This is a genomic window from Streptomyces bikiniensis, assembly GCF_000716625.1.
Classification (GTDB): domain Bacteria; phylum Actinomycetota; class Actinomycetes; order Streptomycetales; family Streptomycetaceae; genus Streptomyces; species Streptomyces bikiniensis.
Window position 1 is genome coordinate 33,643 of sequence record NZ_JNXJ01000011.1, and the last position, 22,503, is coordinate 56,145.

The following is a 22,503-nucleotide window of genomic DNA, read 5'->3' on the forward strand; positions in this document are numbered from 1 at the left end:
CCGATCGTTCGGTTACTCTAACTCCGTACGTGTCTCCCTGCCCAGCTCGACGAGGAGTTGGTCCACCCATGGCCACCGCTCAGCCGACCACCGACCGTCTGGCCGAGAAGCACCGGTCCACGCTCGACCAGGCGCTCGACACCATCCGCACCCGCGCCTACTGGTCGCCGCACCCCGAGCACCCGAAGGCCTACGGGGCGGACGGCTCGCTCGACGCGGCGGCCGGCCTGACCGCGTACCAGTCCCTGCTGAACGGCCGCTTCGAGCTCGACCAGCCCGGCACGGACGGCTGGACCGGCGGCGAGGTCTCGCCGTACGGGCCGGAGCTCGGCGTCGAGTACCCGCACGCGGACCTCGACGTCCTGCTGCCCGCCATGCGCGCGGGCATGGGTGCCTGGCGCGACGCCGGGGCCGAGACGCGCGCCCTGGTCTGCCTGGAGATCCTCGCCCGGATCTCCGCCCGCACCCACGAGTTCGCCCACGCCGTCATGCACACCAGCGGCCAGGCGTTCATGATGGCGTTCCAGGCCGGCGGCCCGCACGCCCAGGACCGCGGCCTGGAGGCCGTGGCGTACGCGTACGCGGAGCAGACCCGCACCCCCGCCGGGCGGGCCGGCTGGTCCAAGCCCCAGGGCAAGCGGGACCCCCTGGAGCTGAGCAAGGAGTTCACCCCGGTCGGCCGGGGCGTCGCCCTGGTGATCGGCTGCAACACCTTCCCCACCTGGAACGGCTACCCGGGACTGTTCGCCTCCCTCGCCACCGGCAACCCGGTCCTGGTCAAGCCCCACCCGCGCGCGGTCCTGCCGCTCGCGCTCACCGTCCGGGTCGCCCGCGAGGTGCTCGCCGAGACGGGCTTCGACCCCAACCTGGTGGCGCTCGCCGTCGAGCGTCCCGGCGAGGGCATCGCCAAGACCCTGGCCGTGCGCCCCGAGGTCCGGATCATCGACTACACCGGTTCGACCGCCTTCGGCGACTGGCTGGAGGCCAACGCCCGCCAGGCCCAGGTCTACACCGAGAAGGCCGGGGTCAACACGGTCGTGGTGGACTCCACCGACGACTACCGGGGCATGCTCGGCAACCTGGCCTTCTCGCTGTCCCTCTACAGCGGCCAGATGTGCACCACCCCGCAGAACCTGCTGATCCCCCGCGACGGCATCGCCACCGACCAGGGCCCCAAGTCGTACGACGAGGTCGTGGCCGACCTCGCGGCGGCGGTCGACGGCCTGCTCGGCGACGACGCCCGGGCCAACGGCCTGCTGGGCGCCCTGGTCAACCCGGACGTGAAGGCGCGCCTGGAGGCCGCCGCCGACCTCGGCGAGGTGGCGCTGGCGTCCCGCGAGGTGGCCAACCCGGAGTTCCCGGACGCCGTGGTCCGCACCCCGGTGATCGTGAAGCTGGACGGCTCCAAGCCGGAGGCGCAGGACGCGTACTTCTCGGAGTGCTTCGGCCCGGTCTCCTTCGCCGTCGCGGTGGACTCCACCGCCGACGCCCTGGAGCTGCTGCGGCGCACGGTCCGCGAGAAGGGCGCGATGACGGTCGGCGCGTACACGACCTCGGAGGAGGTCGAGCGCGCGGTGGAGGAGGTCTGCCTGGAGGAGGCGGCCCAGCTGTCGCTGAACCTGACGGGCGGGGTGTACGTGAACCAGACGGCCGCGTTCTCCGACTTCCACGGCTCCGGCGGGAACCCGGCGGCGAACGCCGCGCTGTGCGACGGCGCCTTCGTCTCCAACCGCTTCCGGGTGGTGGAGGTCCGCCGCCAGGCCTGACCTGCCGTGTGCGGCGGGGCCCCTCAAGGCCCCGCCGCCCCGGGGCCCTAAGGGGTCTCGATCTCCGCGTACCGCTGGATCCACGCGTGCATGGCGATGGCGGCGGCGGCCCCCGCGTTGATCGACCGGGTGGAGCCGAACTGGGCGATCGAGCAGACCGTCTCCACGTGGGCGCGGGCCTCCTCGGTGAGCCCGGGGCCCTCCTGTCCGAAGAGCAGCACGCAGCGGCGGGGGAGCACGGTCCGCTCCAGCGGCACGGCGCCGGGCAGGTTGTCGATGCCGATGACGGGCAGGCCCTCGGCCGCCGCCCACGAGGTCAGCGACGCGGTGTCCGGGTGGTGGCGGACGTGCTGGTAGCGGTCGGTGACCATGGCGCCGCGCCGGTTCCAGCGCCGCCGGCCCACGATGTGGACCTCCTTGGCCAGGAAGGCGTTGGCGGTCCGCACCACCGAGCCGATGTTGAAGTCGTGGCCCCAGTTCTCCACCGCCACGTGGAAGTCGTGGCGCCGGGTGTCCAGGTCGGCGACGACCGCCTCGCGCGTCCAGTACCGGTAGCGGTCGACGACGTTGCGCCGGTCGCCGCCGGCGAGCAGCTCGGGGTCGTACCGCTCGCCCTCGGGCCACGGCTCCGGGTGCGGTCCGACGCCGACCTCGGTGCCGAACCCCTCGTCGTACTGGACCGGCTCCTGCTCGGCCCCGGGCCTCTCTTCGGTGCTGCTCACCCGACGAGGGTACGGGGGCCGTGCTCCCCGCCCGCAGGGCGCTCCCCGTCCGCGGGGCCCTGCGCGTCCGTATGGCGCTGCTCGTCCGCGGGACCCTGCGCGTCCGTACGGCGCTGCTCGGGCAGTGCCTTCTCCGGTGCCCGTCGCAGCAGCCGGTCCCGGATCCGGGTCGCCCGCGCGCCCAGGGCCACCAGGAACACCGTCGGCAGGAACACCGCGTCGGCGGAGATCATCGCCAGCGAGAAGACCGGCAGGCCGAGGAGCACGGCGATCCCGGCGTGCTCCAGCATCATCGCGACGAGCAGGACGTTCTTGACCTTGCGGTTGAAGAGCGTGAAGGGGAAGGCGACCTGCACGATCACCGTGCCGTAGGTCAGCACCATCACCATGATCCCGCTGGCGGCGAGCAGCTCGGAGAGGGTGGGCCAAGGCGTGAAGTAGTCGAGGTGGAGCGGGTAGAACAGCGCGGTGCCGTCCTGCCAGCGCGAGCCCTGGACCTTGTACCAGCCGGCCGTGGCGTAGATCAGGCAGACCTCCGCCATGAGCACGAGCAGGGCGCCGTTGTGCGCGAGGTTGGCGAGGGCGTCGAGCAGGGTGCGGGGCTCCCCGGGGGCGTACCGGCAGACCAGCCACCACAGCCCGTTCCCCAGCCAGAGCACCCACAGCAGCACCGGGATCCACCACTCGCCGGTGACGTCGGCGAACCAGGTGGTGGCCACGAGGAAGCCGCCGAGCACGACCCACAGCAGCGGGCCGGTGAGGTCGCGGCGCGGGGGCTCCCCGGCGCGGGCGGCGCGGTCCTCGCGGGCCGCCCGCCGGGCGTCGAGGGACCACACCTGCGAGCAGCGGATCAGGACGAGGTAGATCGCGGCGAGGTGGAGGACGTTGTCGCCGCCGTCGCCCACGAAGACGGCGCGGTTCTGCAGCGACAGCACCCCGGCCATGAAGACCACGGAGACGGCCCGGGTGCGCCAGCCCACCAGGAGGAGGGCGGCGGAGAGCACCGCGAGTGCGTAGACGATCTCGAACCAGATCCGCCCGTCCGACCAGAGGAGCACGGTGAAGGCCCGGTTGTCGGCGATCAGCCGCTCGGCCATCCCCCATGACCAGGGGCTCTCGAAGCCGTACAGCTGGTGCCGGTGCGGCAGCTCGCGCAGCAGGAAGAGCAGCCAGGTCAGCGAGAAGCCGATCCGTACGATCGCGCTCTGGTACGGGCCGAGGGAGCGGCCGGTGACGGTCTGGACGGCGCGGGTGAGCCGGCGGTCGAAGGGCTCGCGGGCACGCGCGCGCGTGGGCGCGGACACGGGCGTCGGGGCCGGGGCGCTCATCGGGCCTCCTCCGTACGGTTCGGAGCCGCGTCCGCGGGGTTCCGGTCGGCGCCGGCGCCGGGGGACCGGTCGGCGTCGGTGATCCGCCACCACGGGAAGTCGCGGTAGGTGGGGGCGGAGGTCTTCGGCTTCTCGGTGCCCCACCGCGGCGCGGGGACGGGCCGGGTGACGGCGCGGAGCTGGACGCGCCGGACGTCGGAGCCGCCGAGGGAGGGCAGGGCGTCGAGCCGCTGCACCGCGATCCGGCGCATGTACTGCTCCGAGAGGCGGCCGCGCAGTCCGTTGGGTCGGTGCTCGTCGTTGTGCGAGTTGAAGTAGAAGTCCACGGCCCTGCGGAGCTGGTTCTGCTGGGTGTGGCTCGGCATCGGGTTGTGGCGGACGGCCTCGGCGTCCTGGGCCGTGAGGTCGATCCAGCCGGTGGTGCGGCGGCCGCCGTCGGCGGTGGCGAGCTCGGCGCGGGCCTCGACGGAGACGTTCTGCTGGAGCGGGTTGGGCGCGAAGAGCTTCCAGTTCTGCTCGAACTCGGGGTAGATCCAGTCGTCGACGGCCTGGCCGTTCTGCTTGGTCAGCGTGTTGGACGGCGCCACGTGCAGGAAGACCATCGCGAGGTGGACGCAGGCGAACACGCCGGTGACGGCGAGCGCGACGGCGACGACGACCTGGTACGGCAGGGAGAGGGCCATGATCCCGGCGCCCGTCCTGCCCGCCCCGTCCGCCCCGGCCGCGCCCTTTTCGACGTCCGTGTCCATCCCGCCCCGATCCCGATCGGCCCACCTCGGTTATCCACAGGGTTGACACCATACGGGCCGCCGTCTCACCATTGAAGCCAATGAACCGAACGATCGGTCGGTAGGGGATCTGATGACTGCGGTGACGGCGGGAACGGCAGGGAGCGCGGGTACGGCGGGCGGCGCGGGCACGATCGGCGCGGCGGACGCGGCCGCGGTGGAGGCGGCCGCCCACGAGGCCGTGTTCGACGCCGCCGTCGCCGCCGACGAGCGCATCGAGCCGCGCGACTGGATGCCCGAGGCCTACCGCGCCTCGCTCGTCCGGCAGATCGCGCAGCACGCCCACTCCGAGATCATCGGCATGCAGCCCGAGGCGAACTGGATCACCCGCGCCCCCTCGCTGCGCCGCAAGGCGATCCTGATGGCCAAGGTGCAGGACGAGGCGGGCCACGGCCTCTACCTGTACAGCGCGGCGGAGACCCTCGGCACCAGCCGCGACGAGCTGCTCGACAAGCTCCACTCCGGCCGCCAGAAATACTCCTCGATCTTCAACTACCCCACGCTGACCTGGGCCGACGTCGGCGCGATCGGCTGGCTGGTGGACGGTGCCGCGATCACCAACCAGGTCCCCCTGTGCCGCTGCTCCTACGGCCCGTACGCCCGCGCGATGGTCCGGGTCTGCAAGGAGGAGTCCTTCCACCAGCGCCAGGGGTACGAGGCGCTGCTCGCCCTGTCGAACGGCACCGAGGCCCAGCACGCCATGGCGCAGGACGCGGTGAACCGCTGGTGGTGGCCCTCGCTGATGATGTTCGGCCCGCCGGACGACGAGTCGACCCACACGGCCCAGGCGATGGCCTGGAAGATCAAGCGCCACTCCAACGACGAGCTGCGGCAGCGCTTCGTCGACATCGCCGCGCCCCAGGCCGACGCGCTCGGCCTCACCCTCCCCGACCCGGACCTCCGGTGGAACGAGGAGCGCGGGCACTACGACTTCGGACCGATCGACTGGACCGAGTTCTGGGACGTCCTCAAGGGGAACGGCCCCTGCAACGACCAGCGGCTGAGCAAGCGGCGCCAGGCCCACGAGGACGGCGCCTGGGTCAGGGAAGCGGCGGCGGCCCACGCGGAGAAGCACACCGGCGGGAACAACGGGAAGGCACAGGCATGACGAGCGACGGTTGGCCGCTGTGGGAGGTGTTCGTGCGCTCGCGCCGCGGACTGTCCCACACCCACGCGGGCAGTCTCCACGCGCCCGACGCGGAGATGGCCCTGCGCAACGCCCGCGACCTGTACACCCGCAGGAGCGAGGGCGTCTCGATCTGGGTGGTGCCCTCCGCGGCGATCACCGCCTCCTCGCCCGACGAGAAGGACCCCTTCTTCGACCCGGCGGCGGACAAGCCCTACCGCCACCCGACCTTCTACGAGATCCCGGAGGGGGTGAAGCACCTGTGAGCACCCCCGACACCTCCGGGAGCGCCACCGCCGCCGTGCCCGTCGGCGCGGCCCTCGCCCTCGCTGACGACGCCCTGGTCCTCTCCCACCGCCTGGGGGAGTGGGCCGGTTCCGCCCCCGTCCTGGAGGAGGAGGTCGCCCTGGCCAACATCGCGCTGGACCTGCTCGGCCAGGCCCGCGTCCTGCTCTCACTCGTCGGTGACGAGGACGAACTGGCCTACCTCCGCGAGGAGCGCTCCTTCCGGAACGTCCAGCTCGTCGAGCAGCCGAACGGCGACTTCGCCCACACCATCGCCCGGCAGCTGTACTTCTCCACCTACCAGCACCTGCTGTACGCGCGGCTGGCCTCCGGCGACGGGCCCTTCGCCGGTCTCGCGGCGAAGGCCGTCAAGGAGGTCGCCTACCACCGGGACCACGCCGAGCACTGGACGCTGCGGCTCGGCGACGGCACCCCCGAGAGCCACGAGCGGATGAGCCGGGCCTGCGAGGCCCTGTGGCGGTACACCGGCGAGCTGTTCCAGCCGGTCGAGGGGCTCGACGTGGACCACGCGGCCCTGGAGAGCGCCTGGCTGGAGTCGGTGGCGGACGTCCTCGGCAGGGCGACGCTCGCCGTGCCCTCCGGGCCGCGCACCGGCGCCTGGAGCGCGGGCGCGGGCCGCCAGGGCCTGCACACCGAACCCTTCGGGCGGATGCTGGCCGAGATGCAGCACCTGCACCGCAGCCACCCGGGGGCGTCGTGGTGACCATGACGGCCCTGGAGGAGGAGCTGAGCCGGATCGCCGGCGCGGTCCCCGACCCCGAGCTGCCCGTCCTCACCCTGGAGGAGCTGGGCGTGATGCGGGGCGTCCACGTCACCGGACCCGGCCGGGTCGAAGTCACCCTCACCCCGACGTACACGGGCTGCCCGGCGATCGAGGCCATGTCGTCGGACATCGAGAGCGCCCTCCACGCCCACGGGGTCCCCGAGGTCTCCGTCGTCACGGTCCTCACCCCGGCGTGGTCCACCGACGACATCAGCGAGGAGGGGCGGCGCAAGCTCACCGAGTTCGGCATCGCCCCGCCGCGCCCGCAGGGCCCGGCCGGCGGTCCCGTGCCGCTGACGCTCGCGATCCGCTGCCCGCACTGCGGCTCCACCGACACCGAGCTCCTGAGCCGCTTCTCCTCCACCGCGTGCAAGGCCCTGCGCCGCTGCACGGCCTGCCGCGAACCGTTCGACCACTTCAAGGAGCTGTAGATGGTGTCCTCAGGCGCGGGACGGGCCGGGTTCCATCCGCTCAGGGTCAGCGAGGTCGAGCGGCTCACGGACGACTCCGTGGCCGTCACCTTCGCGGTCCCGCCCGAGCTGCACGAGGCCTACCGGCACCTGCCCGGCCAGCACCTCGCGCTGCGGCGCACCGGCGAGCGGGGCGAGGAGGTCCGGCGCACGTACTCGATCTGCGCCCCCGCCGCTCCGGTCGGCGAGCCGCCCGTCCTGCGCGTCGGCATCCGGCTCGTGGACGGCGGCGCGTTCTCGACGTACGCGCTCAAGGAGCTGGCCGCCGGCGACCTCGTGGAGGTCATGGAGCCGACGGGCCGCTTCACGCTCGCCCCGCGCCCCGGCTACTTCGCGGCCGTCGTCGGCGGCAGCGGCATCACCCCGGTGCTCTCGATGGCGGCCACCCTGCTCGCCCGCGAGCCGGAGGCCCGGTTCTGCCTGGTCCGGAGCGACCGCACCACCGCGTCCACGATGTTCCTGGACGAGGTGGCCGACCTGAAGGACCGCTACCCCGGCCGCTTCCAGCTGGTCACCGTGCTCTCCCGGGAGGAGCAGCAGGCGGGCCTGCCGTCGGGCCGGCTCGACCGCGAGCGGCTCGCGGGGCTGCTCCCCGCACTGCTGCCGGTCGGCGAGGTGGACGGCTGGTTCCTGTGCGGCCCGTTCGGCCTGGTGCAGGGCGCCGAGCGTGCGCTGCGCGACCTGGGCGTCGACCGGGGCCGGATCCACCAGGAGATCTTCCACGTCGACGACGGCTCCGCACCCGTGGCGGCTCCGGCGGCCGACGCCCCCGCGCACGCCACCCTGACCGCGACCCTGCACGGCCGGTCCGGCACCTGGCCGGTGGAACGGGGCGAGACGCTCCTGGACACCGTGCTCCGGGCCCGCGCGGACGCCCCGTACGCCTGCAAGGGCGGGGTGTGCGGCACCTGCCGGGCCTTCGTGGTCGGCGGGGAGGTGCGGATGGACCGCAACTTCGCCCTGGAGCCGGACGAGACGGAGGCCGGTTACGTCCTGGCCTGCCAGTCCCGCCCTACCACCGCCGACGTGGAGCTGGACTTCGACCGCTGACGGAATCTGAACGAAGGGAACGGGGAACGGCGCGGGCCCTGTCTCCGGGCCCCGGCCCGGGGGTCAGAGGACGAACGCCTCGGCGCCGTTCTCCGCCACCATCGGGCGCCCGGCGCCGTCCCAGGCGAGCATCCCGCCGTCGATGTTCACCGCGTCGAAGCCCTGCTGGAGCAGGTACTGCGTGACCTGGGCCGACCGGCCGCCCACCCGGCACATCACATAGGCCCGGCCGTGCTCGGCCAGGGACTCGGTGACCTCGCCGAAGCGGGCCACGAAGTCGCTCATCGGCACGTGCACCGCGCCCTCGACGTGCCCGGCCGCCCACTCGTTCTCCTCCCTGACGTCCAGCACCAGGGCATCGGCCGGCACGGAAGCCGCGTCCACCGAGGGCAGCGGGGAGACATTCATGGGACCGGCCTTCTCTCGTCAGAACCGCCCGAAGGGCCTCGGGCGCACGGAAAAACCTACTGCACCAGACCGGACAGCTCGTTCTCCCGCTCGGAGACCTGCGCGAGCAGCTGCTCGGCGATCTCCTCCAGGAGCCGGTCCGGGTCGTCCGGCGCCATCCGCAGCATCGCGCCGATCGCGCTCTCCTCCAGCTCGCGCGCCAGCGCCGACAGCATGTCCTTGCGCTCCGCCAGCCACTCCAGGCGCGCGTACAGTTCCTCGCTCTCGTCGAGCCGCTCCTCGGCCGGCGCCGGACCGGCCTCCCACTCGGCGGACAGCTCGCGCAGCAGGCGCTCGTCGCCCCGGGCGTAGGCGGCGTTCACCCGGGTGATGAACTCCTCGCGCCGCTTCCGCTCGCCCTCCTCGCGGGCCAGGTCGGGGTGGGCCTTGCGGGCCAGCTCGCGGTAGAGCCTGCGGGCCTCCTCGCCGGGCCGGACCCGCTTCGGCGGCTGGACCGGCCGCTCGGTGAGCATGGCGGCCGCCTCGGGGGAGAGGCCGTCGGCGTCGATCCAGTCGTGGAACAGCTCCTCCACCCCGGGCATCGGCATGACCGCCGCCCGGGCCTCCCGGGCCCGCCGCAGGTCCTCCGGATCGCCGGTGCGCGCCGCCCGGGCCTCGGCGATCTGCGCCTCCAGCTCGTCGAGCCGCGCGTACATCGGGCCGAGCCGCTGGTGGTGCAGCCGGGAGAAGTTCTCCACCTCGACCCGGAAGGTCTCGACGGCGATCTCGAACTCGATCAACGCCTGCTCGGCCGCCCGCACGGCGCGCGCGAGCCGTGCCTCGGGACGCTCGTCGCCCCCGGTGTCCGCGCCCTGCTCCAGGCCCTGGTCCACGTCGCTGTCCTCGCTCCGGCTCGTCACCCTCCCAGCGTAAGGGGCGGGGACTCCGGCCCAGCGCCGCGTCAGACGCCGAGCTCGGCCGCCACCCGCCCGGAGCGGACGGCGGAGAGCAGGTCCGCGTGGTCGGCCGTGGTGCGGTCGGCGTACGCGACGGCATAGGAGGCGACGGCCTCGTCCAGTTCCTCGTTCTTTCCGCAGTAGCCGGATATCAGGCGCGGGTCGGCGCTGTGGGCGTGGGCACGGGCCAGCAGGGCGCCGGTCATCCGCCCGTAGTCGTCGACCTGGTCGGCGGTGAGCGCGGCGGGGTCGACGCTGCCCTTGCGGTTGCGGAACTGGCGCACCTGGAACGGTCGCCCGTCGACGCTGGTCCAACCGAGCAGAATGTCGCTGACCACCTGCATCCGCTTCTGCCCGAGCACCACGCGCCGCCCCTCGTGGCCCGCGTCCTTCACGGTGAAGCCCGCGGCCGGCAGGTGGGGGAGCAGGGCCGAGGGCCGGGCCTCCTTGACCTGGAGCACCAGCGGCTCGCCCCGGTGGTCGAGGAGCAGCACGACGTAGGAGCGGGTGCCGACGCTGCCGGTGCCGACCACCCGGAAGGCCACGTCGTGGACGGCGTACCGCGCGAGGAGCGGCAGCCGGTCCTCGGACACGGTCTCCAGGTACGGGCCGAGGGAGGCGGCGACCCGGGCCGCCTCGGCGTCCGGGACCCTCCGCAGCACCGGGGGAGCGTCGACGAACCTGCGGCCTCCGCCCTCGGCGTCCGTCACGGCCTCGGTCGACCGGGCGGCGAACCGGGCGCTGGTGTTGTTGCGGGCCTTGGCGGAGACCTTCTCCAGGATGCCGAGGAGGTCGTGGGCGTCGGCGTGGGAGACGAGCTCCTCGTCGGCGATCGCGTTCCAGGCGTCGGCGGCGGGGAGCCGGGCGAGCAGGCGCATGGTGCGCCGGTAGGCGCCGACGGCGTCGAAGGCGGCGGCCCGGCAGGTCTCCTCGTCCGCGCCGACCTCCCGTCCGGCGAGGACGAGGGAGGTGGCGAGCCGCTTGAGGTCCCACTCCCAGGGGCCTACGACGGTCTCGTCGAAGTCGTTGAGGTCCATGACGAGACGGCCGCGGGCGTCCCCGTAGAGGCCGAAGTTGGCGGCGTGCGCGTCGCCGCAGATCTGCGCGGCGATCCCGGTGGCGGGGGTCCCGGCGAGATCCTGGGCCATCAGTCCGGCGGAGCCGCGCAGGAAGGCGAACGGGCTCGCCGCCATCCTGCCGACCCGGATCGGCGCGAGCTCCGGTACCCGGCCGAAGTTCGACTCCTCGACGGCGCGGACGGCGTCCGGGCGGTCGAGGACGGGGTCCTGCCGGGCGTGCGAGGAGCGGGGGACCCGCTCACGGAGCGCCTTGCCCCGCTCCTTGGGGGAGGCGCCGGACCCGGGGGCGACCCGGCGTGCGAACCCCGGCACGTACGGGATGCGCGCCGCGTCCCGCACCCCGTCCGTACCGCCAGTACTGCCAGTACCGCCCGTACCGCGCTGTTCCGGCGCGACAGCCGTGATCACGTCCATGGGACGCCCTCCCCCGATGCGTTGTCCGTCCTCGCTCGGCCCCGACCGTACATCCGTCGCGGATCGGTCGTCTTCCCCTGTGGACAAGCACCTGTGGACAACCCCTCCGGACGCGTCCCGGCCGTACGGACCGGGGTGGAGCGGACCAGTATGGGGCGCACCGGGACGGGCGGACCGGGACAGGGCGGACCGGGACGGGGCAGGCCTCAGACCGCGACGGCCTCCTCCATCTCCTCCTCGGCCTCGGCCTTCTCCTCCGCGGACCCCTCGACGGAAGGCCCGGCGACCGCCTTCGCGCGCCGCGCCTCCGTGAGGCCCGCGACGGTGACGAGGACGGCGCCGACGACGAGCCAGAGGGCGAGGACGAGGACGTTCCCACCGAGGTCGTGGCCGTCGAAGTACACATGGGCGCGCACGCCCTCGACGAAGCCCGCGCCGTTCCAGAAGGCGTGCAGGGCGCCGAAGAAGCCGGGCTGGAGCTCGGGCCGGTAGATGCCGCCGGAGCTGGTGAAGTTGAGCATGACGAAGAGGACCATCACGCCGAGCGTGGTCCAGCGGCGCAGGAAGGTGTGCAGGCCGACGCCGACGAGCAGGATGCCCGCCGCGTACAGCCAGGACATCGCCCACACCCCGCCGAGTCCCCGGTCGACCAGGTGGAAGACCGGTCCGGCGAAGAGGGTGCCGATCAGGCTGACGACGAACGACATGCCGGCGGCGAGGAGGACCCTGATCCGCATGGGCAGGACGGCCCCGGCGCCGCCGATGACGGCGACCGAGGCGTACGCGCCGATGCTGAGGGCGACAAGGAGGAAGAAGACGCCCTGGCCGGTGGGGTCGCCGGAGGCGGTGGGGGCGATGTCGGTGACCTTCAGCGGGGCGTCCTGCGCGGCGGCGACCTTGGTGAACACCTTCTCGACCGCCATGGCGCTGGTGTCGGAGGAGCCGGAGGCGACGAGGAGTTCGGGCTTCTCGCCGGGCACGTAGGCGCCGAAGCTGTGCTGCTCGCGCAGCGCGGTGACGGCCATCTCCCGGTCGGCGACGGTACGCACGTCGAGGGCGCCCGCCCCCTCGTCCTGCAGCGACTGGGCGAGCACCCGGGTCGTGGGGCCCGAGCCGACGACGTCGACGCGCAGGTCGTGGGGTTCGGGGGCGTGGAAGGCGCCGAGGTAGGCGAGACCCATGCCGACGCACATCAGCAGGGGGGTGAGCAGATGCCCGAGGACGTGCTTCAACGCTCCCCTGGTGTTCGGTCCTGCGGACACCGAGACCTCCATGGTTGGCCTTTACAACTAAAGAACCGTTGTACTATACAACTGAAAGGTCGTGGTGGGCGAACAGCGCCCGCACGACGACGAGGGAGCCCCCATGACCGGCGGCGCGCAGCCACCCCGCGAGACGTCCCTGGACGTCATCCAGCGCGAGCTGACGGCCTTCGCCCGCCGGGCCCGCGCCGCGGCGGCCCGGGTCCATCCCGAGCTCCCGCTCGTCTCCTACACGCTCCTCGCCCACATCGAGGAGCGGCACGGCTGCCGCGCCACCGATCTCGCGGCCCACTACCTGCTGGACAAGTCGACGGTCAGCCGCCAGCTCGCCGGCCTGGAGAAGCTCGGTTTCGTGGAGCGCCGGCCGGCCCCCGACGACCACCGCGTACAGGTCCTGCACGCCACGGAAGCGGGCACGAAGGTCCTCGCCACCGCCCGGACGAACCGCCAGGCGGCCTACCAGGAGCGCCTCAAGGACTGGTCCGCCGAGGACCTGGCCCACTTCGCCGCGTACCTCCTGCGCTACAACGACGCCGGCACGAACGACCTCCCGGACCGTCCCTCGCCCTGACCCGCGCACGCCGGGAGGCGTCTGCACGGCTACGACGACACGGCCACAACGACGCGGTTACAGCCCCGCGTCCCGCGCGAGCAGCGCCGCCTGGACCCGGTTCTCGCAGTCCAGCTTGGCCAGGATCCGGCTCACGTACGTCTTCACCGTGCCCTCGCTCATGTGCAGCCGCTTCCCCGCGTCCGCGTTGGAGAGCCCCTCCCCGAGCAGCGCCAGGACGTCCCGCTCCTTCTCGCTCAGCGCCGCCACCCGCCCCCGCGCCTCCTCGGCACGGGCCGCCTCCCGGCCCTTGGCGAGCCGCTCCACCACGTGCCGGGTCGCCGCCGGCGACAGGTACGCGTCTCCCGCCGCGGCCGCCCGCACCGCCCCGATCAGCTCCGCGGGCGCCGTGTCCTTGAGCAGGAACCCGGCACCCCCGTGCTCCAGCGCCCGCAGGACGTTCTCCCGCTCGCCGAAGGTCGTCAGGACGACGACCCGGGCCCCGGGAGCCGCCCGCCGCAGCTCCGGCAGCGCCGAGAGCCCGTCGAGCACCGGCATCTGGATGTCGAGCAGCACCACGTCGGCGGCGTGCGCCCGCGCCGCCTCGACCGCAGCCCGCCCGTCGGCCGCCTCCCCGACGACCTGGATGTCGGGGTCCGAGGTGAGGATCATCCTGATCCCTGCCCTGATCAGCGGCTCGTCGTCGGCGATCACGACCCTGATGGGCTGCCCTGCCACAGCTTCTCCCCCACGGCTCCGGTACGAGCGGCCGCGCTACCGCTGCTCGGCCATGTACGACTTCTTCTCGATCAGCTTGCCGTCCTTGAAGCAGAACCGGAAAACGGGCTCCTCGTCCCAGTTCTCGCTCGTCTCCGAGGACAGCAGCATCAGGCACTCGGCCCCTTCCGGCCGCGCGGGCCCCGAACTCTGGAGGCCCACCGTGGCTATCGAGTCGCCCGAGGGCAGTTGGGCACGGACCTCCTGCTCGCTCGCCCCGACCCTCACCGCCTCGTACTCCGCCGGATCGATCATCCCCTTCTCCAGCGAACCGATCAGGAAGTAGAGGCCGAAGCCCCCCGCCACCAGAAGCAGGACGAGCGCCCCGAACGCGATCCCGCAGCCCAGCGCGACCCCCCTGCCCGTGCTCGCGCCCCTGCCCCCACGCATCGCCATCGCCAGCTCCCGCTCGGTGAAAGTCCAGTCGGCCGGTCCGACCACGACCGGACGACCATCGCCCACCAGCGGCTTCGTGGTCTGCTGCCGGAAGTCGTCGACCGCATCGACCAAAGGCACCTCCTCCGCGACCGGCGCCGCCCCGTACGGCAGCATCCCGGCCACCCGGAACCCGCCGTCGTCGGCCGGGCCCGCGTGGCACATGCCGCCCACCAGCCGGGCCCGTTCGGCAAGGCCGGTCAGCCCCTGCCCGCCGCTCACCATGTCCTCTGCGGGTCCGTCCGCCGGCTCCTCGTTGACGACCTCCACCACGAAGGCGTCCGGCTCGTAGCGCAGTTCGACGCCGATCGGTGCCCCCGGCGCGTACTTGTAGGCGTTGGTCAGGGCCTCCTGCACGATCCTGTACGCAGCGTGGTCGGCCGCCGGCGCGAGCGGCCGCTCCTCCCCCGTCCGGCGCAGCCCGACCTCGGTGCCGGCCGCCCGGGCCGCCGCCACGAGCCCTTCGATGCCGGCGATCCCCCGGGCCGCCCTCCCCGTCTCGTCCCCCGGGGGCGCGGGCACCACGGGGCCGTTCGCCGCCCCGGTCCCGTCGCGGAGTATCCCGACGACCTCCCGCAGCTCGTGCATCGCGGTCACCGAGGCGCTCCGCAGGACACCGACCGCCTCGCGCTGCCGCTCGTTCAGCTCGCGGTCGACCTCCAGGGCCCCCGTGTGCACGGCGATCAGGGCCAGTTGGTGCCCGAGGCTGTCGTGCATGTCCTGGGCGATGCGCTGCCGCTCCCGCAGCCGCGCCTGCCAGGCCACCATGGTTCTCTCGCGCAGCAGTTGGGCGTTGCGCTCCTGGAGCGCGTGCAGCAGGGACCGCCGCTGGGTCCAGTAGCGGTGGGCGAGTCCGGGGGCCAGGGTGGTCCCCAGGTAGTAGAGGGTCGCCATGAAGACGACGGTGAAGAGCCGCTGCCGGTCCCAGGTGTCCAGGAGCGTCCCGCCGACGTCGAGGACGAAGGCGGCGATGAACGCGGCGAGCGCCCGCCCCGCGCTCGCGATGTACCGGCCGGCCGACCAGCCGGCCACGATCAGCAACGGCCCGAACCCGGGGACGAAGGGAGAGAACGCCGCCGTCAGAACGAGCACGCTCGCGGGGAGCCGCCGTCGCAGCAGCGAAAGCACGGCGGCACCGGCGGCGACCGCCGCCAACCCCCACCCCTCGCCGCCCAGCAGCTCCTCGGCCCCGGCACCGAGCAGCCCCACGACCACGGCGAGCGCCACCTCACCGGTGGTCCTGCGCCCCGACCACTGCCCGGGCACCGCGAACCAGGCCCACCCGGCGGCGAGTGCGGCCCCGATCCCGTACGAACCCCGGTCCCCCGACTTCGACATAGCGTCCACGCCCGCACCCTAGGCACCGGCCCCACCGCCGGCCTTCCCTCTTTCGTCCCACCCCTCGACGACGAAGGTCGCGCATCCTGTGGAGTACCTCACAGCCGGAGTGCCCCACAACCGGAGTACCTCACCACAACGACCCGGCAAGCACCGCGAAAACCAAGAAGGTCGGCACCATTTTCATGGTGCCGACCTTCTCATCGGTACAGCTGGAGCGATGCTCCTGGTGCGCGAGGGGGGAGTTGAACCCCCACGCCCTTTCGGGCACTGGAACCTGAATCCAGCGCGTCTGCCTATTCCGCCACCCGCGCATTGGGTGTGCTCCGGACTCTCTCACTTTTCGGTGGGAGCGCCTGGCGACATCAGAAGATTAGCACGTCGCAGACCGTGGATTCACATCCGTTGTTTCGGCTCCGCTCGCGGAGACCAAGGTGACCAGGGTGAGGGGAGGCGGAACAGGGGTAGGGCGGACGGAGGCGGGTGGAAGCAGGCGGCCGGCAGGAGGGGGAGACGGGTGGAAGGACAGGAAGGACGGAGGGACGGGAGGGAAGACGGGCCGAAGGAGAGGGAGACGGCTGGAGGGGAAGGGAGAAGGGGGACAGGGGGAAGGGGGGAGAGGCTGGAGGGGAAGGAGAGGGAGGGGGAGGGAGAGGGGAGGAACAGGGACGGACCGCCCGGACCCCGGACCGAGCCCCCGCTTCCACAGCAGGGTGCGGGACACTGTCCACAGGCCGCCTCTACGATCCGTGGGGGCAACCTGTGAGAGGTGACACTCGTCCACAGGGCAGAGAAGGGGAACCAGCCGATTTCCCGACGCGTGGATACGATCAGTAAGCAGTGCCAGGACGGCAACGACGGAGGAGGTGCCCCATGGGAGTCCTGAAGCGTTTCGAGCAGCGTCTCGAAGGTCTGGTCAACGGCACCTTCGCCAAGGTCTTCAAGTCCGAGGTCCAGCCGGTCGAGATCGCCGGCGCGCTCCAGCGCGAGTGCGACAACAACGCGCAGATCTGGAACCGCGAGCGGACCGTCGTGCCCAACGACTTCATCGTCGAGTTGAGCACACCGGACTACGAGCGTCTGAGCCCCTACTCGGGCCAGCTCGGCGACGAGCTCGCCGGCCTGGTCAGGGACTACGCCAAGCAGCAGCGGTACACCTTCATGGGACCGATCAAGGTCCACCTGGAGAAGGCCGAGGACCTTGACACCGGCCTGTACCGCGTCCGCAGCCGCACGCTGGCGTCGAGTACGTCACAGCCGCAGCCGCCCACGGGCGGACAGCAGCAGGGCCGCGACGGCTACGGGTACCCCCCGGCCGGCGCCCCGCCCATGCCCGCCTCACCACCTCCCGGCGCGCCCGGTCACCGGCCGCCGACCGCCGCGGGCCGCCCCTCCGGCGGCCCCGGCGCCATGCCCGGCCCCGCCACCCACGGCGGAGCGGGCACCCAGGTGCGCCGCTGGATCGAGATCAACGGCACCCGCCACCAGATCTCGCGCCCGACCCTGGTCCTCGGCCGCAGCACCGACGCGGACGTGAGGATCGACGATCCCGGCGTCTCCCGCCGGCACTGCGAGATCCGGACCGGAACGCCCTCGACGATCCAGGATCTCGGATCCACCAACGGCATCGTGGTGGACGGGCAGCACACCACCCGCGCTACGCTCCGCGACGGCTCGCGGATCGTCGTGGGCAGCACCACCATCGTTTACCGGCAAGCCGAAGGGTGAAGCGGGGGCAATGTCAGAGCTGACCCTGACGGTCATGCGGTTGGGTTTCCTGGCCGTTCTGTGGCTGTTCGTCATCGTGGCCGTCCAGGTCATCCGCAGCGACCTCTTCGGTACGCGGGTCACCCAGCGCGGTTCGCGGCGCCAGGAGGCGCGGCCCCAGCAGGCCGGGCGCCAGGCCGCCGCGCCCCCGCAGCAGCGCGGCCAGCAGAACACGGGCGGCGGGCGCCAGCGCCGCGGCGCCCCGACCAAGCTCGTCGTGTCCGAGGGCACCCTCACCGGCACGACCGTCGCCCTCCAGGGCCAGACGATCACGCTGGGCCGGGCGCACGATTCGACGATCGTCCTCGACGACGACTACGCCTCCAGCAGGCACGCCCGGATCTACCCGGACCGGGACGGCCAGTGGATCGTCGAGGACCTCGGGTCCACCAACGGCACGTACCTCGACCGGGCCCGCCTCACCACCGCCACGCCGATTCCGCTGGGCGCGCCGATCCGCATCGGCAAGACCGTCATCGAGCTGCGGAAGTAGTGGCTGCATCATGAAGAGGCGCGAGCGGAGCGAGCGAGCCGGGGCGGTCCCCGCCGCGGGACGTGCCGCGCTCCCGGCCGGAGCGGTTGACGCGTCCGGAGCGACTGAAGTGACCGGAGCGACCGGAGGGTGGGCAGTGTGGGTCGAGACCGGCTGTACCCCGATGCAGCGTCGACAGGGCAGGTGCGCATGACTCTGTCGCTGCGATTCGCCGCGGGCTCGCACAAGGGCATGATCCGCGAGGGCAACGAGGACTCCGGCTACGCCGGTCCCCGGCTGCTCGCCATCGCCGACGGCATGGGCGGCCAGGCCGCCGGCGAGGTCGCCTCCTCCGAGGTGATCTCCACCCTCGTCACGCTCGACGACGACGTCCCCGGCTCCGACATCCTCACCTCGCTCGGTACGGCGGTGCAGCGCGCCAACGACCAGCTGCGGATGATGGTCGAGGAGGACCCGCAGCTGGAGGGCATGGGCACCACGCTCACCGCCCTCCTCTGGACCGGCCAGCGGCTCGGTCTGGTGCACGTCGGCGACTCGCGCGCCTACCTGCTCCGCGACGGCGTCCTGACCCAGATCACCCAGGACCACACCTGGGTCCAGCGGCTCGTCGACGAGGGCCGGATCACCGAGGAAGAGGCCACCACCCACCCGCAGCGCTCGCTCCTCATGCGCGCGCTCGGCAGCGGCGACCACGTCGAGCCCGACCTCTCCATCCGCGAGGTCCGGGCCGGCGACCGGTACCTGATCTGCTCCGACGGCCTGTCCGGCGTGGTCTCGCACCAGACCCTCGAGGACACCCTCGCCAGCTACCAGGGCCCGCAGGAGACCGTGCAGGAGCTGATCCAGCTCGCGCTGCGCGGCGGCGGCCCCGACAACATCACGGTGATCGTCGCCGACGTCCTCGACGTCGACGGCGGCGACACCCTGGCCGGCCACCTCAGCGACACCCCGGTCATCGTGGGCGCGGTCGCCGAGAACCAGGCCCAGCTGAACGACGGCGGGGCCATGCAGACCCCGGCCGGCCGCGCCTCCGGGCTCGGCCGCCACGCCGCCCACCGGCAGCCCCCGGCCGGCGGCTTCGGCCCGCCCGGCAGCGGCGACGACCACGGCTACGACGGGATGCCCCCGGAGGGCTCCTTCGAGTCGTACACCGAGGACGACTTCGTCAAGCCGCGCAAGGGCCGCACGTGGCTCAAGCGCTCCTTCTTCCTGCTCCTGGTCCTCGCCCTCCTCGGCGGCGGCCTCTACGGCGGCTGGCGCTGGACGCAGACCCAGTACTTCGTGGGCTCCAAGGACCAGCACGTGGCGCTCTACCAGGGCATCAGCCAGGACCTGGCGTGGATCTCGCTGTCGAAGGTCGAGAAGGACCACCCCGAGATCGAACTCAAGTACCTCCCCGCCTACCAGCGGAAGCAGGTCGAGGACACGATCGCGGGCGGCAGCCTGGGCAAGGCCCGTACGAAGATCGCCGAGCTGGCCGTGCAGGCCTCCGCCTGCAAGAAGACCGAGCAGCGCCGTGCCGCCGCCGAGCAGGCCGCCGACCAGGCGAGCAAGCCGCCGGCCCAGAAGCCCGACGGCACCGCCCCCGACTCCAAGCCCACCACAGCCGCTCCGTCCCCGGGTCCCACCCTCACGGGGGAGGAGCAGAAGCTGGCCTCGAACTGCGGCAAGCAGTAAGCACCCGTAGGGGGGCCTTTCACCACCATGAGCGTTGTCACCAACACGACCACCATCGGCGCGATCGAGGCGCCGAGCCGGCGCAACACCGAGCTGGCGCTGCTCGCGTTCGCCGTCGTCATCCCGGTGTTCGCGTACCTCAACGTCGGCCTGGCCATCGACGGCAAGGTCCCGGCCGGCATGCTCGGGTACGGGCTCGGCCTGGCCCTCCTCGCGGGCGTCGCGCACCTGGTGGTCCGGAAGTGGGCCCCGTACGCGGACCCGCTGCTGCTGCCCCTCGCGACCCTGCTGAACGGCATGGGCCTGGTACTGATCTGGCGCCTGGACCAGTCGCCGCGGCTGATCGCCACCTCGATGCGGCGGTACGGCAGCTTCAGCCCGGACGCCCCCAGCCAGATGATGTACTCGGCGATCGGCATCGCCATGTTCGTGGGCGTGCTGCTGCTGCTCAAGGACCACCGGGTCCTCCAGCGCTACACGTACATCTCCATGGCCGTGTCCCTCGTCCTCCTGCTCCTGCCGCTCGTCCCGGGCCTCGGCATGGACAGCTTCGGCGCCAAGATCTGGATCCGGGTCGCCGGCTTCTCGATCCAGCCGGGCGAGTTCGCGAAGATCGTGCTCGCGGTCTTCTTCTCCGGCTACCTCATGGTGAAGCGCGACGCGCTCGCCCTGGCCAGCCGCCGCTTCATGGGGCTCTACCTGCCCCGTGGCCGCGACCTCGGCCCGATCCTGACGATCTGGGCGGTCAGCCTCCTCATCCTGGTCTTCGAGAACGACCTCGGCACCTCCCTGCTGTTCTTCGGCATGTTCGTGATCATGCTGTACGTGGCGACGGAGCGGACCAGCTGGATCGTCATGGGTCTCCTGATGTCCGTCGCGGGAGCGGTGGGCGTGGCGTCCTTCGCGGGCCACGTGCAAGCCCGTGTCGACGCCTGGGCCGACCCCTTCAGTTGCGCCACGGAAGGCGTCGCCGCCTGCCAGCAGATGACCCAGGTGCTGATGTCCTTCGGCTCCGGCGGCATCCTCGGCACCGGCCTCGGCCAGGGCAACTCCGACCTCATCGGTTTCGCGGCCAACTCCGACTTCATCTTCGCCACGGTCGGCGAGGAGCTGGGCCTCACCGGTGTGATGGTCTTCCTGCTCTTCTACGGGCTGATCGTCGAGCGCGGCATCCGTACCGCCCTCGCCGCCCGCGACCCCTTCGGCAAGCTGCTCGCGATGGGCCTCTCCGGCGCCTTCGCACTCCAGATCTTCGTGGTCGCCGGCGGTGTGATGGGCCTCATCCCGCTCACCGGCATGACCATGCCGTTCCTCGCGTACGGCGGTTCCTCCGTGATCGCCAACTGGGCCCTGATCGGCATCCTGATCCGGATCAGCGACACCGCGCGCCGTCCCGCGCCCGCGCCCGCCCCGTCCCCCGACGCCGAGATGACCCAGGTGGTCCGTCCGTGAACAAGCCGCTGCGCCGGGTCGCGATCTTCTGCGGCCTGCTCGTCCTCGCCCTGCTCGTACGGGACAACTGGATCCAGTTCGTCCGCGCCGACGAACTGAGCACCCACGCCACCAACCGGCGGGTCCAGATCGAGCGGTACGCCAACGAGCGCGGCAACATCATCGTCGACGGCAAGCCGATCACCGGCTCCGTCGACTCCAAGGACGAGTACTACAAGTACAAGCGGACCTACGTCGACGGCCCCATGTGGGCCCCGGTCACCGGCTTCGCCTCGCAGGCCTACGACGCCACCCAGATCGAGAAGATCGAGGACGGCATCCTCACCGGCAACGACGACCGGCTCTTCTTCGACCGCACCCTCGCCATGTTCACCGGCGAGAAGAAGAAGGGCGGCGACGTCGTCACCACCCTGAACGGCGCCGCGCAGAAGGCCGCCTTCGAGGGTCTCGGCAAGAAGACCGGTGCCGTCGTCGCCATCGAGCCGAAGACCGGCAAGATCCTGGCGATGGCCTCCACCCCCTCGTACGACCCCTCCTCCATCGCCGGCTACTCCCGCGCGGACGAGAAGGCGTGGATCGCGCTGGAGAAGGACAAGAACAAGCCGAAGCTGAACCGCGCGCTCCGCGAGATCTACCCGCCCGGTTCCGTCTTCAAGGTCGTCACCGCCGCCGCCGCCCTGGAGAACCGCAAGGTCACCGACATCAACGCGCCGACGAAGACGCCGGAGCCGTACATCCTGCCGCTGTCCACGGTGCCGATGAAGAACCACGCGCAGGGTTGCGAGAACGCCTCCCTGAACCGTGCGCTGGAAGTCTCCTGCAACTCGGTCTTCGCCAAGCTCGGCGACGAGGTCGGCCGGGACAAGATGGTGGAGATGGCGGAGAAGTTCGGTTTCAACGCCGAGCAGTACGTGCCGGTCCGCTCCGCCGCCTCCGTCTACGACAAGAAGATGGACCGCGGTGGCAACGCCCAGTCGTCCATCGGCCAGTTCAACACCGCCACCACCCCGCTCCAGATGGCGATGGTCACGGCGGCGATCGCCAACGACGGCAAGCTGATGAAGCCGTACATGATCGACGAGCTGCGCGCCCCGAACGTCGACCTGGTCAAGAAGAACGAGCCCGAGGAGATGAGCCGCCCGGTCTCGCAGGAGACCGCCCAGCAGCTCCAGCAGATGATGGAGAACGTCGTCTCCAACGGCACCGGCGGCAACGCCGACCTGAAGATGGACGGCGTGAAGGTCGGCGGCAAGACGGGTACGGCCCAGCACGGCGAGAAGAACGCCAAGCGCCCCTACGCCTGGTTCATCTCGTACGCGAAGACCTCCGAGGGCTCCCCGGTCGCGGTCGCGGTGATCGTCGAGGACTCGGCGGGCACGAGCCGCGAGGACATCAGCGGTGGCGGTCTGGCCGCCCCGATCGCGAAGGCCGTGATGAAGGCGGTCCTGAAGACCCGGGGCTGATTCCCCGTCCCCGTAGGGACCCCGTAAGGACCCGGTCCCGACCCGGTACGGGCCAGGTACCGGTCGGGTATCAGCTACCGGCCCCGGGCGGAACGCCTGCCCGGGGCCGGTAGCGTATGCGCGAACAGCACACA

At 72.1% G+C, this 22,503-nt stretch carries 21 protein-coding genes and 1 tRNA gene; 12 read left to right on the forward strand and 10 right to left on the reverse strand.

Annotation, left to right across the window (positions count from 1 at the left end):
• Window positions 1-68 precede the first annotated feature (68 nt).
• Window positions 69-1,766, forward strand: a complete 1,698-nt coding sequence (gene paaN / locus OO47_RS10850) for a phenylacetic acid degradation protein PaaN (protein ID WP_030206624.1) — start codon at window positions 69-71, stop codon at window positions 1,764-1,766.
• Between the two features lie 47 nt (window positions 1,767-1,813).
• On the opposite strand, the gene OO47_RS10855 is transcribed toward paaN, so the two are convergent.
• The 3 genes from OO47_RS10855 to OO47_RS10865 are packed head-to-tail and all read right to left on the reverse strand — an operon-like array spanning window position 1,814 to window position 4,565.
• Window positions 1,814-2,488 (reverse strand): TrmH family RNA methyltransferase, encoded by a 675-nt coding sequence (locus tag OO47_RS10855; protein ID WP_030206626.1) that lies wholly within the window; start codon window positions 2,486-2,488, stop codon window positions 1,814-1,816.
• On the reverse strand, window positions 2,485-3,816 hold the full coding sequence (locus OO47_RS10860) for an HTTM domain-containing protein (RefSeq protein ID WP_234323128.1): 1,332 nt from the start codon (window positions 3,814-3,816) through the stop codon (window positions 2,485-2,487). Before OO47_RS10860 ends, OO47_RS10855 begins: the two co-directional genes overlap by 4 nt.
• On the reverse strand, window positions 3,813-4,565 hold the full coding sequence (locus OO47_RS10865) for a DUF5819 family protein (protein WP_051715272.1): 753 nt from the start codon (window positions 4,563-4,565) through the stop codon (window positions 3,813-3,815). Before OO47_RS10865 ends, OO47_RS10860 begins: the two co-directional genes overlap by 4 nt.
• A 112-nt stretch (window positions 4,566-4,677) precedes the next feature.
• Between OO47_RS10865 and paaA the strand changes: the two genes are divergently transcribed.
• Genes paaA through OO47_RS10890 form a run of 5 tightly spaced genes read left to right on the forward strand, consistent with a single transcriptional unit; the run spans window position 4,678 to window position 8,319 of the window.
• On the forward strand, window positions 4,678-5,712 hold the full coding sequence (gene paaA, locus OO47_RS10870) for a 1,2-phenylacetyl-CoA epoxidase subunit PaaA (RefSeq protein ID WP_030206640.1): 1,035 nt from the start codon (window positions 4,678-4,680) through the stop codon (window positions 5,710-5,712).
• A complete protein-coding gene (gene paaB / locus OO47_RS10875) occupies window positions 5,709-5,996 on the forward strand; it encodes a 1,2-phenylacetyl-CoA epoxidase subunit PaaB (RefSeq protein WP_030206642.1) in 288 nt (95 codons plus the stop codon). Before paaA ends, paaB begins: the two co-directional genes overlap by 4 nt.
• The gene (gene paaC / locus OO47_RS10880) at window positions 5,993-6,739 is read left to right on the forward strand and encodes a 1,2-phenylacetyl-CoA epoxidase subunit PaaC (protein ID WP_030206645.1); all 747 of its coding nucleotides are present in this window, start codon (window positions 5,993-5,995) and stop codon (window positions 6,737-6,739) included. Before paaB ends, paaC begins: the two co-directional genes overlap by 4 nt.
• A complete protein-coding gene (paaD, locus tag OO47_RS10885) occupies window positions 6,733-7,230 on the forward strand; it encodes a 1,2-phenylacetyl-CoA epoxidase subunit PaaD (RefSeq protein ID WP_030206648.1) in 498 nt (165 codons plus the stop codon). Before paaC ends, paaD begins: the two co-directional genes overlap by 7 nt.
• Window positions 7,231-8,319, forward strand: coding sequence for a 2Fe-2S iron-sulfur cluster-binding protein (locus OO47_RS10890; RefSeq protein WP_030206651.1), 1,089 nt, complete (start codon window positions 7,231-7,233; stop codon window positions 8,317-8,319).
• Window positions 8,320-8,382: 63 nt separating this feature from the next.
• Here OO47_RS10890 and OO47_RS10895 read toward each other — a convergent pair whose 3' ends face one another.
• The 4 genes from OO47_RS10895 to OO47_RS10910 all read right to left on the reverse strand — a co-directional run bounded on the left by OO47_RS10895 (window position 8,383) and on the right by OO47_RS10910 (window position 12,417).
• Entirely contained in the window at window positions 8,383-8,727 is a 345-nt protein-coding gene (locus tag OO47_RS10895; protein ID WP_030206654.1) for a rhodanese-like domain-containing protein, read from the reverse strand.
• 56 nt (window positions 8,728-8,783) lie between these two features.
• Window positions 8,784-9,626: a hypothetical protein gene (locus OO47_RS10900; RefSeq protein WP_030206656.1), complete on the reverse strand. Its 843-nt coding sequence runs from the start codon at window positions 9,624-9,626 to the stop codon at window positions 8,784-8,786.
• Between the two features lie 41 nt (window positions 9,627-9,667).
• On the reverse strand, window positions 9,668-11,155 hold the full coding sequence (locus tag OO47_RS10905; protein WP_078489582.1) for a DUF2252 domain-containing protein: 1,488 nt from the start codon (window positions 11,153-11,155) through the stop codon (window positions 9,668-9,670).
• Window positions 11,156-11,361: 206 nt separating this feature from the next.
• Window positions 11,362-12,417 carry an ABC-2 transporter permease gene (locus OO47_RS10910; RefSeq protein WP_030206666.1) on the reverse strand — a complete coding sequence of 352 codons (1,056 nt, stop codon included), beginning with the start codon at window positions 12,415-12,417 and terminating at the stop codon, window positions 11,362-11,364.
• Window positions 12,418-12,520: 103 nt separating this feature from the next.
• Here OO47_RS10910 and OO47_RS10915 point away from each other — a divergent pair, with 103 nt between their 5' ends.
• Complete coding sequence (locus OO47_RS10915; protein ID WP_033208801.1) at window positions 12,521-12,988, forward strand: MarR family winged helix-turn-helix transcriptional regulator; 468 nt, start codon at window positions 12,521-12,523, stop codon at window positions 12,986-12,988.
• A gap of 57 nt (window positions 12,989-13,045) precedes the next feature.
• Here the strand turns inward: OO47_RS10915 and OO47_RS10920 are convergent, their stop codons facing one another.
• The 3 genes from OO47_RS10920 to OO47_RS10930 form a co-directional block, all read right to left on the reverse strand.
• Entirely contained in the window at window positions 13,046-13,705 is a 660-nt protein-coding gene (locus OO47_RS10920; protein ID WP_030206670.1) for a response regulator transcription factor, read from the reverse strand.
• 36 nt (window positions 13,706-13,741) lie between these two features.
• On the reverse strand, window positions 13,742-15,517 hold the full coding sequence (locus OO47_RS10925) for a histidine kinase (RefSeq protein ID WP_051715332.1): 1,776 nt from the start codon (window positions 15,515-15,517) through the stop codon (window positions 13,742-13,744).
• 227 nt (window positions 15,518-15,744) lie between these two features.
• A tRNA-Leu gene (locus tag OO47_RS10930) sits at window positions 15,745-15,831 on the reverse strand.
• Window positions 15,832-16,390: 559 nt separating this feature from the next.
• Between OO47_RS10930 and OO47_RS10935 the strand changes: the two genes are divergently transcribed.
• The 5 genes from OO47_RS10935 (at window position 16,391) to OO47_RS10955 (ending at window position 22,369) form a co-directional block, all read left to right on the forward strand.
• Entirely contained in the window at window positions 16,391-17,245 is an 855-nt protein-coding gene (locus OO47_RS10935; RefSeq protein WP_030206672.1) for an FhaA domain-containing protein, read from the forward strand.
• 10 nt (window positions 17,246-17,255) lie between these two features.
• Window positions 17,256-17,777, forward strand: coding sequence for an FHA domain-containing protein FhaB/FipA (locus tag OO47_RS10940; RefSeq protein ID WP_030206673.1), 522 nt, complete (start codon window positions 17,256-17,258; stop codon window positions 17,775-17,777).
• Window positions 17,778-17,966: 189 nt separating this feature from the next.
• Window positions 17,967-19,454 carry a Stp1/IreP family PP2C-type Ser/Thr phosphatase gene (locus OO47_RS10945; protein ID WP_030206675.1) on the forward strand — a complete coding sequence of 496 codons (1,488 nt, stop codon included), beginning with the start codon at window positions 17,967-17,969 and terminating at the stop codon, window positions 19,452-19,454.
• Between the two features lie 27 nt (window positions 19,455-19,481).
• Window positions 19,482-20,906, forward strand: a complete 1,425-nt coding sequence (locus tag OO47_RS10950) for an FtsW/RodA/SpoVE family cell cycle protein (RefSeq protein ID WP_030206681.1) — start codon at window positions 19,482-19,484, stop codon at window positions 20,904-20,906.
• A complete protein-coding gene (locus OO47_RS10955; protein WP_030206683.1) occupies window positions 20,903-22,369 on the forward strand; it encodes a peptidoglycan D,D-transpeptidase FtsI family protein in 1,467 nt (488 codons plus the stop codon). Before OO47_RS10950 ends, OO47_RS10955 begins: the two co-directional genes overlap by 4 nt.
• The last annotated feature ends 134 nt before the right edge of the window (window positions 22,370-22,503 follow it).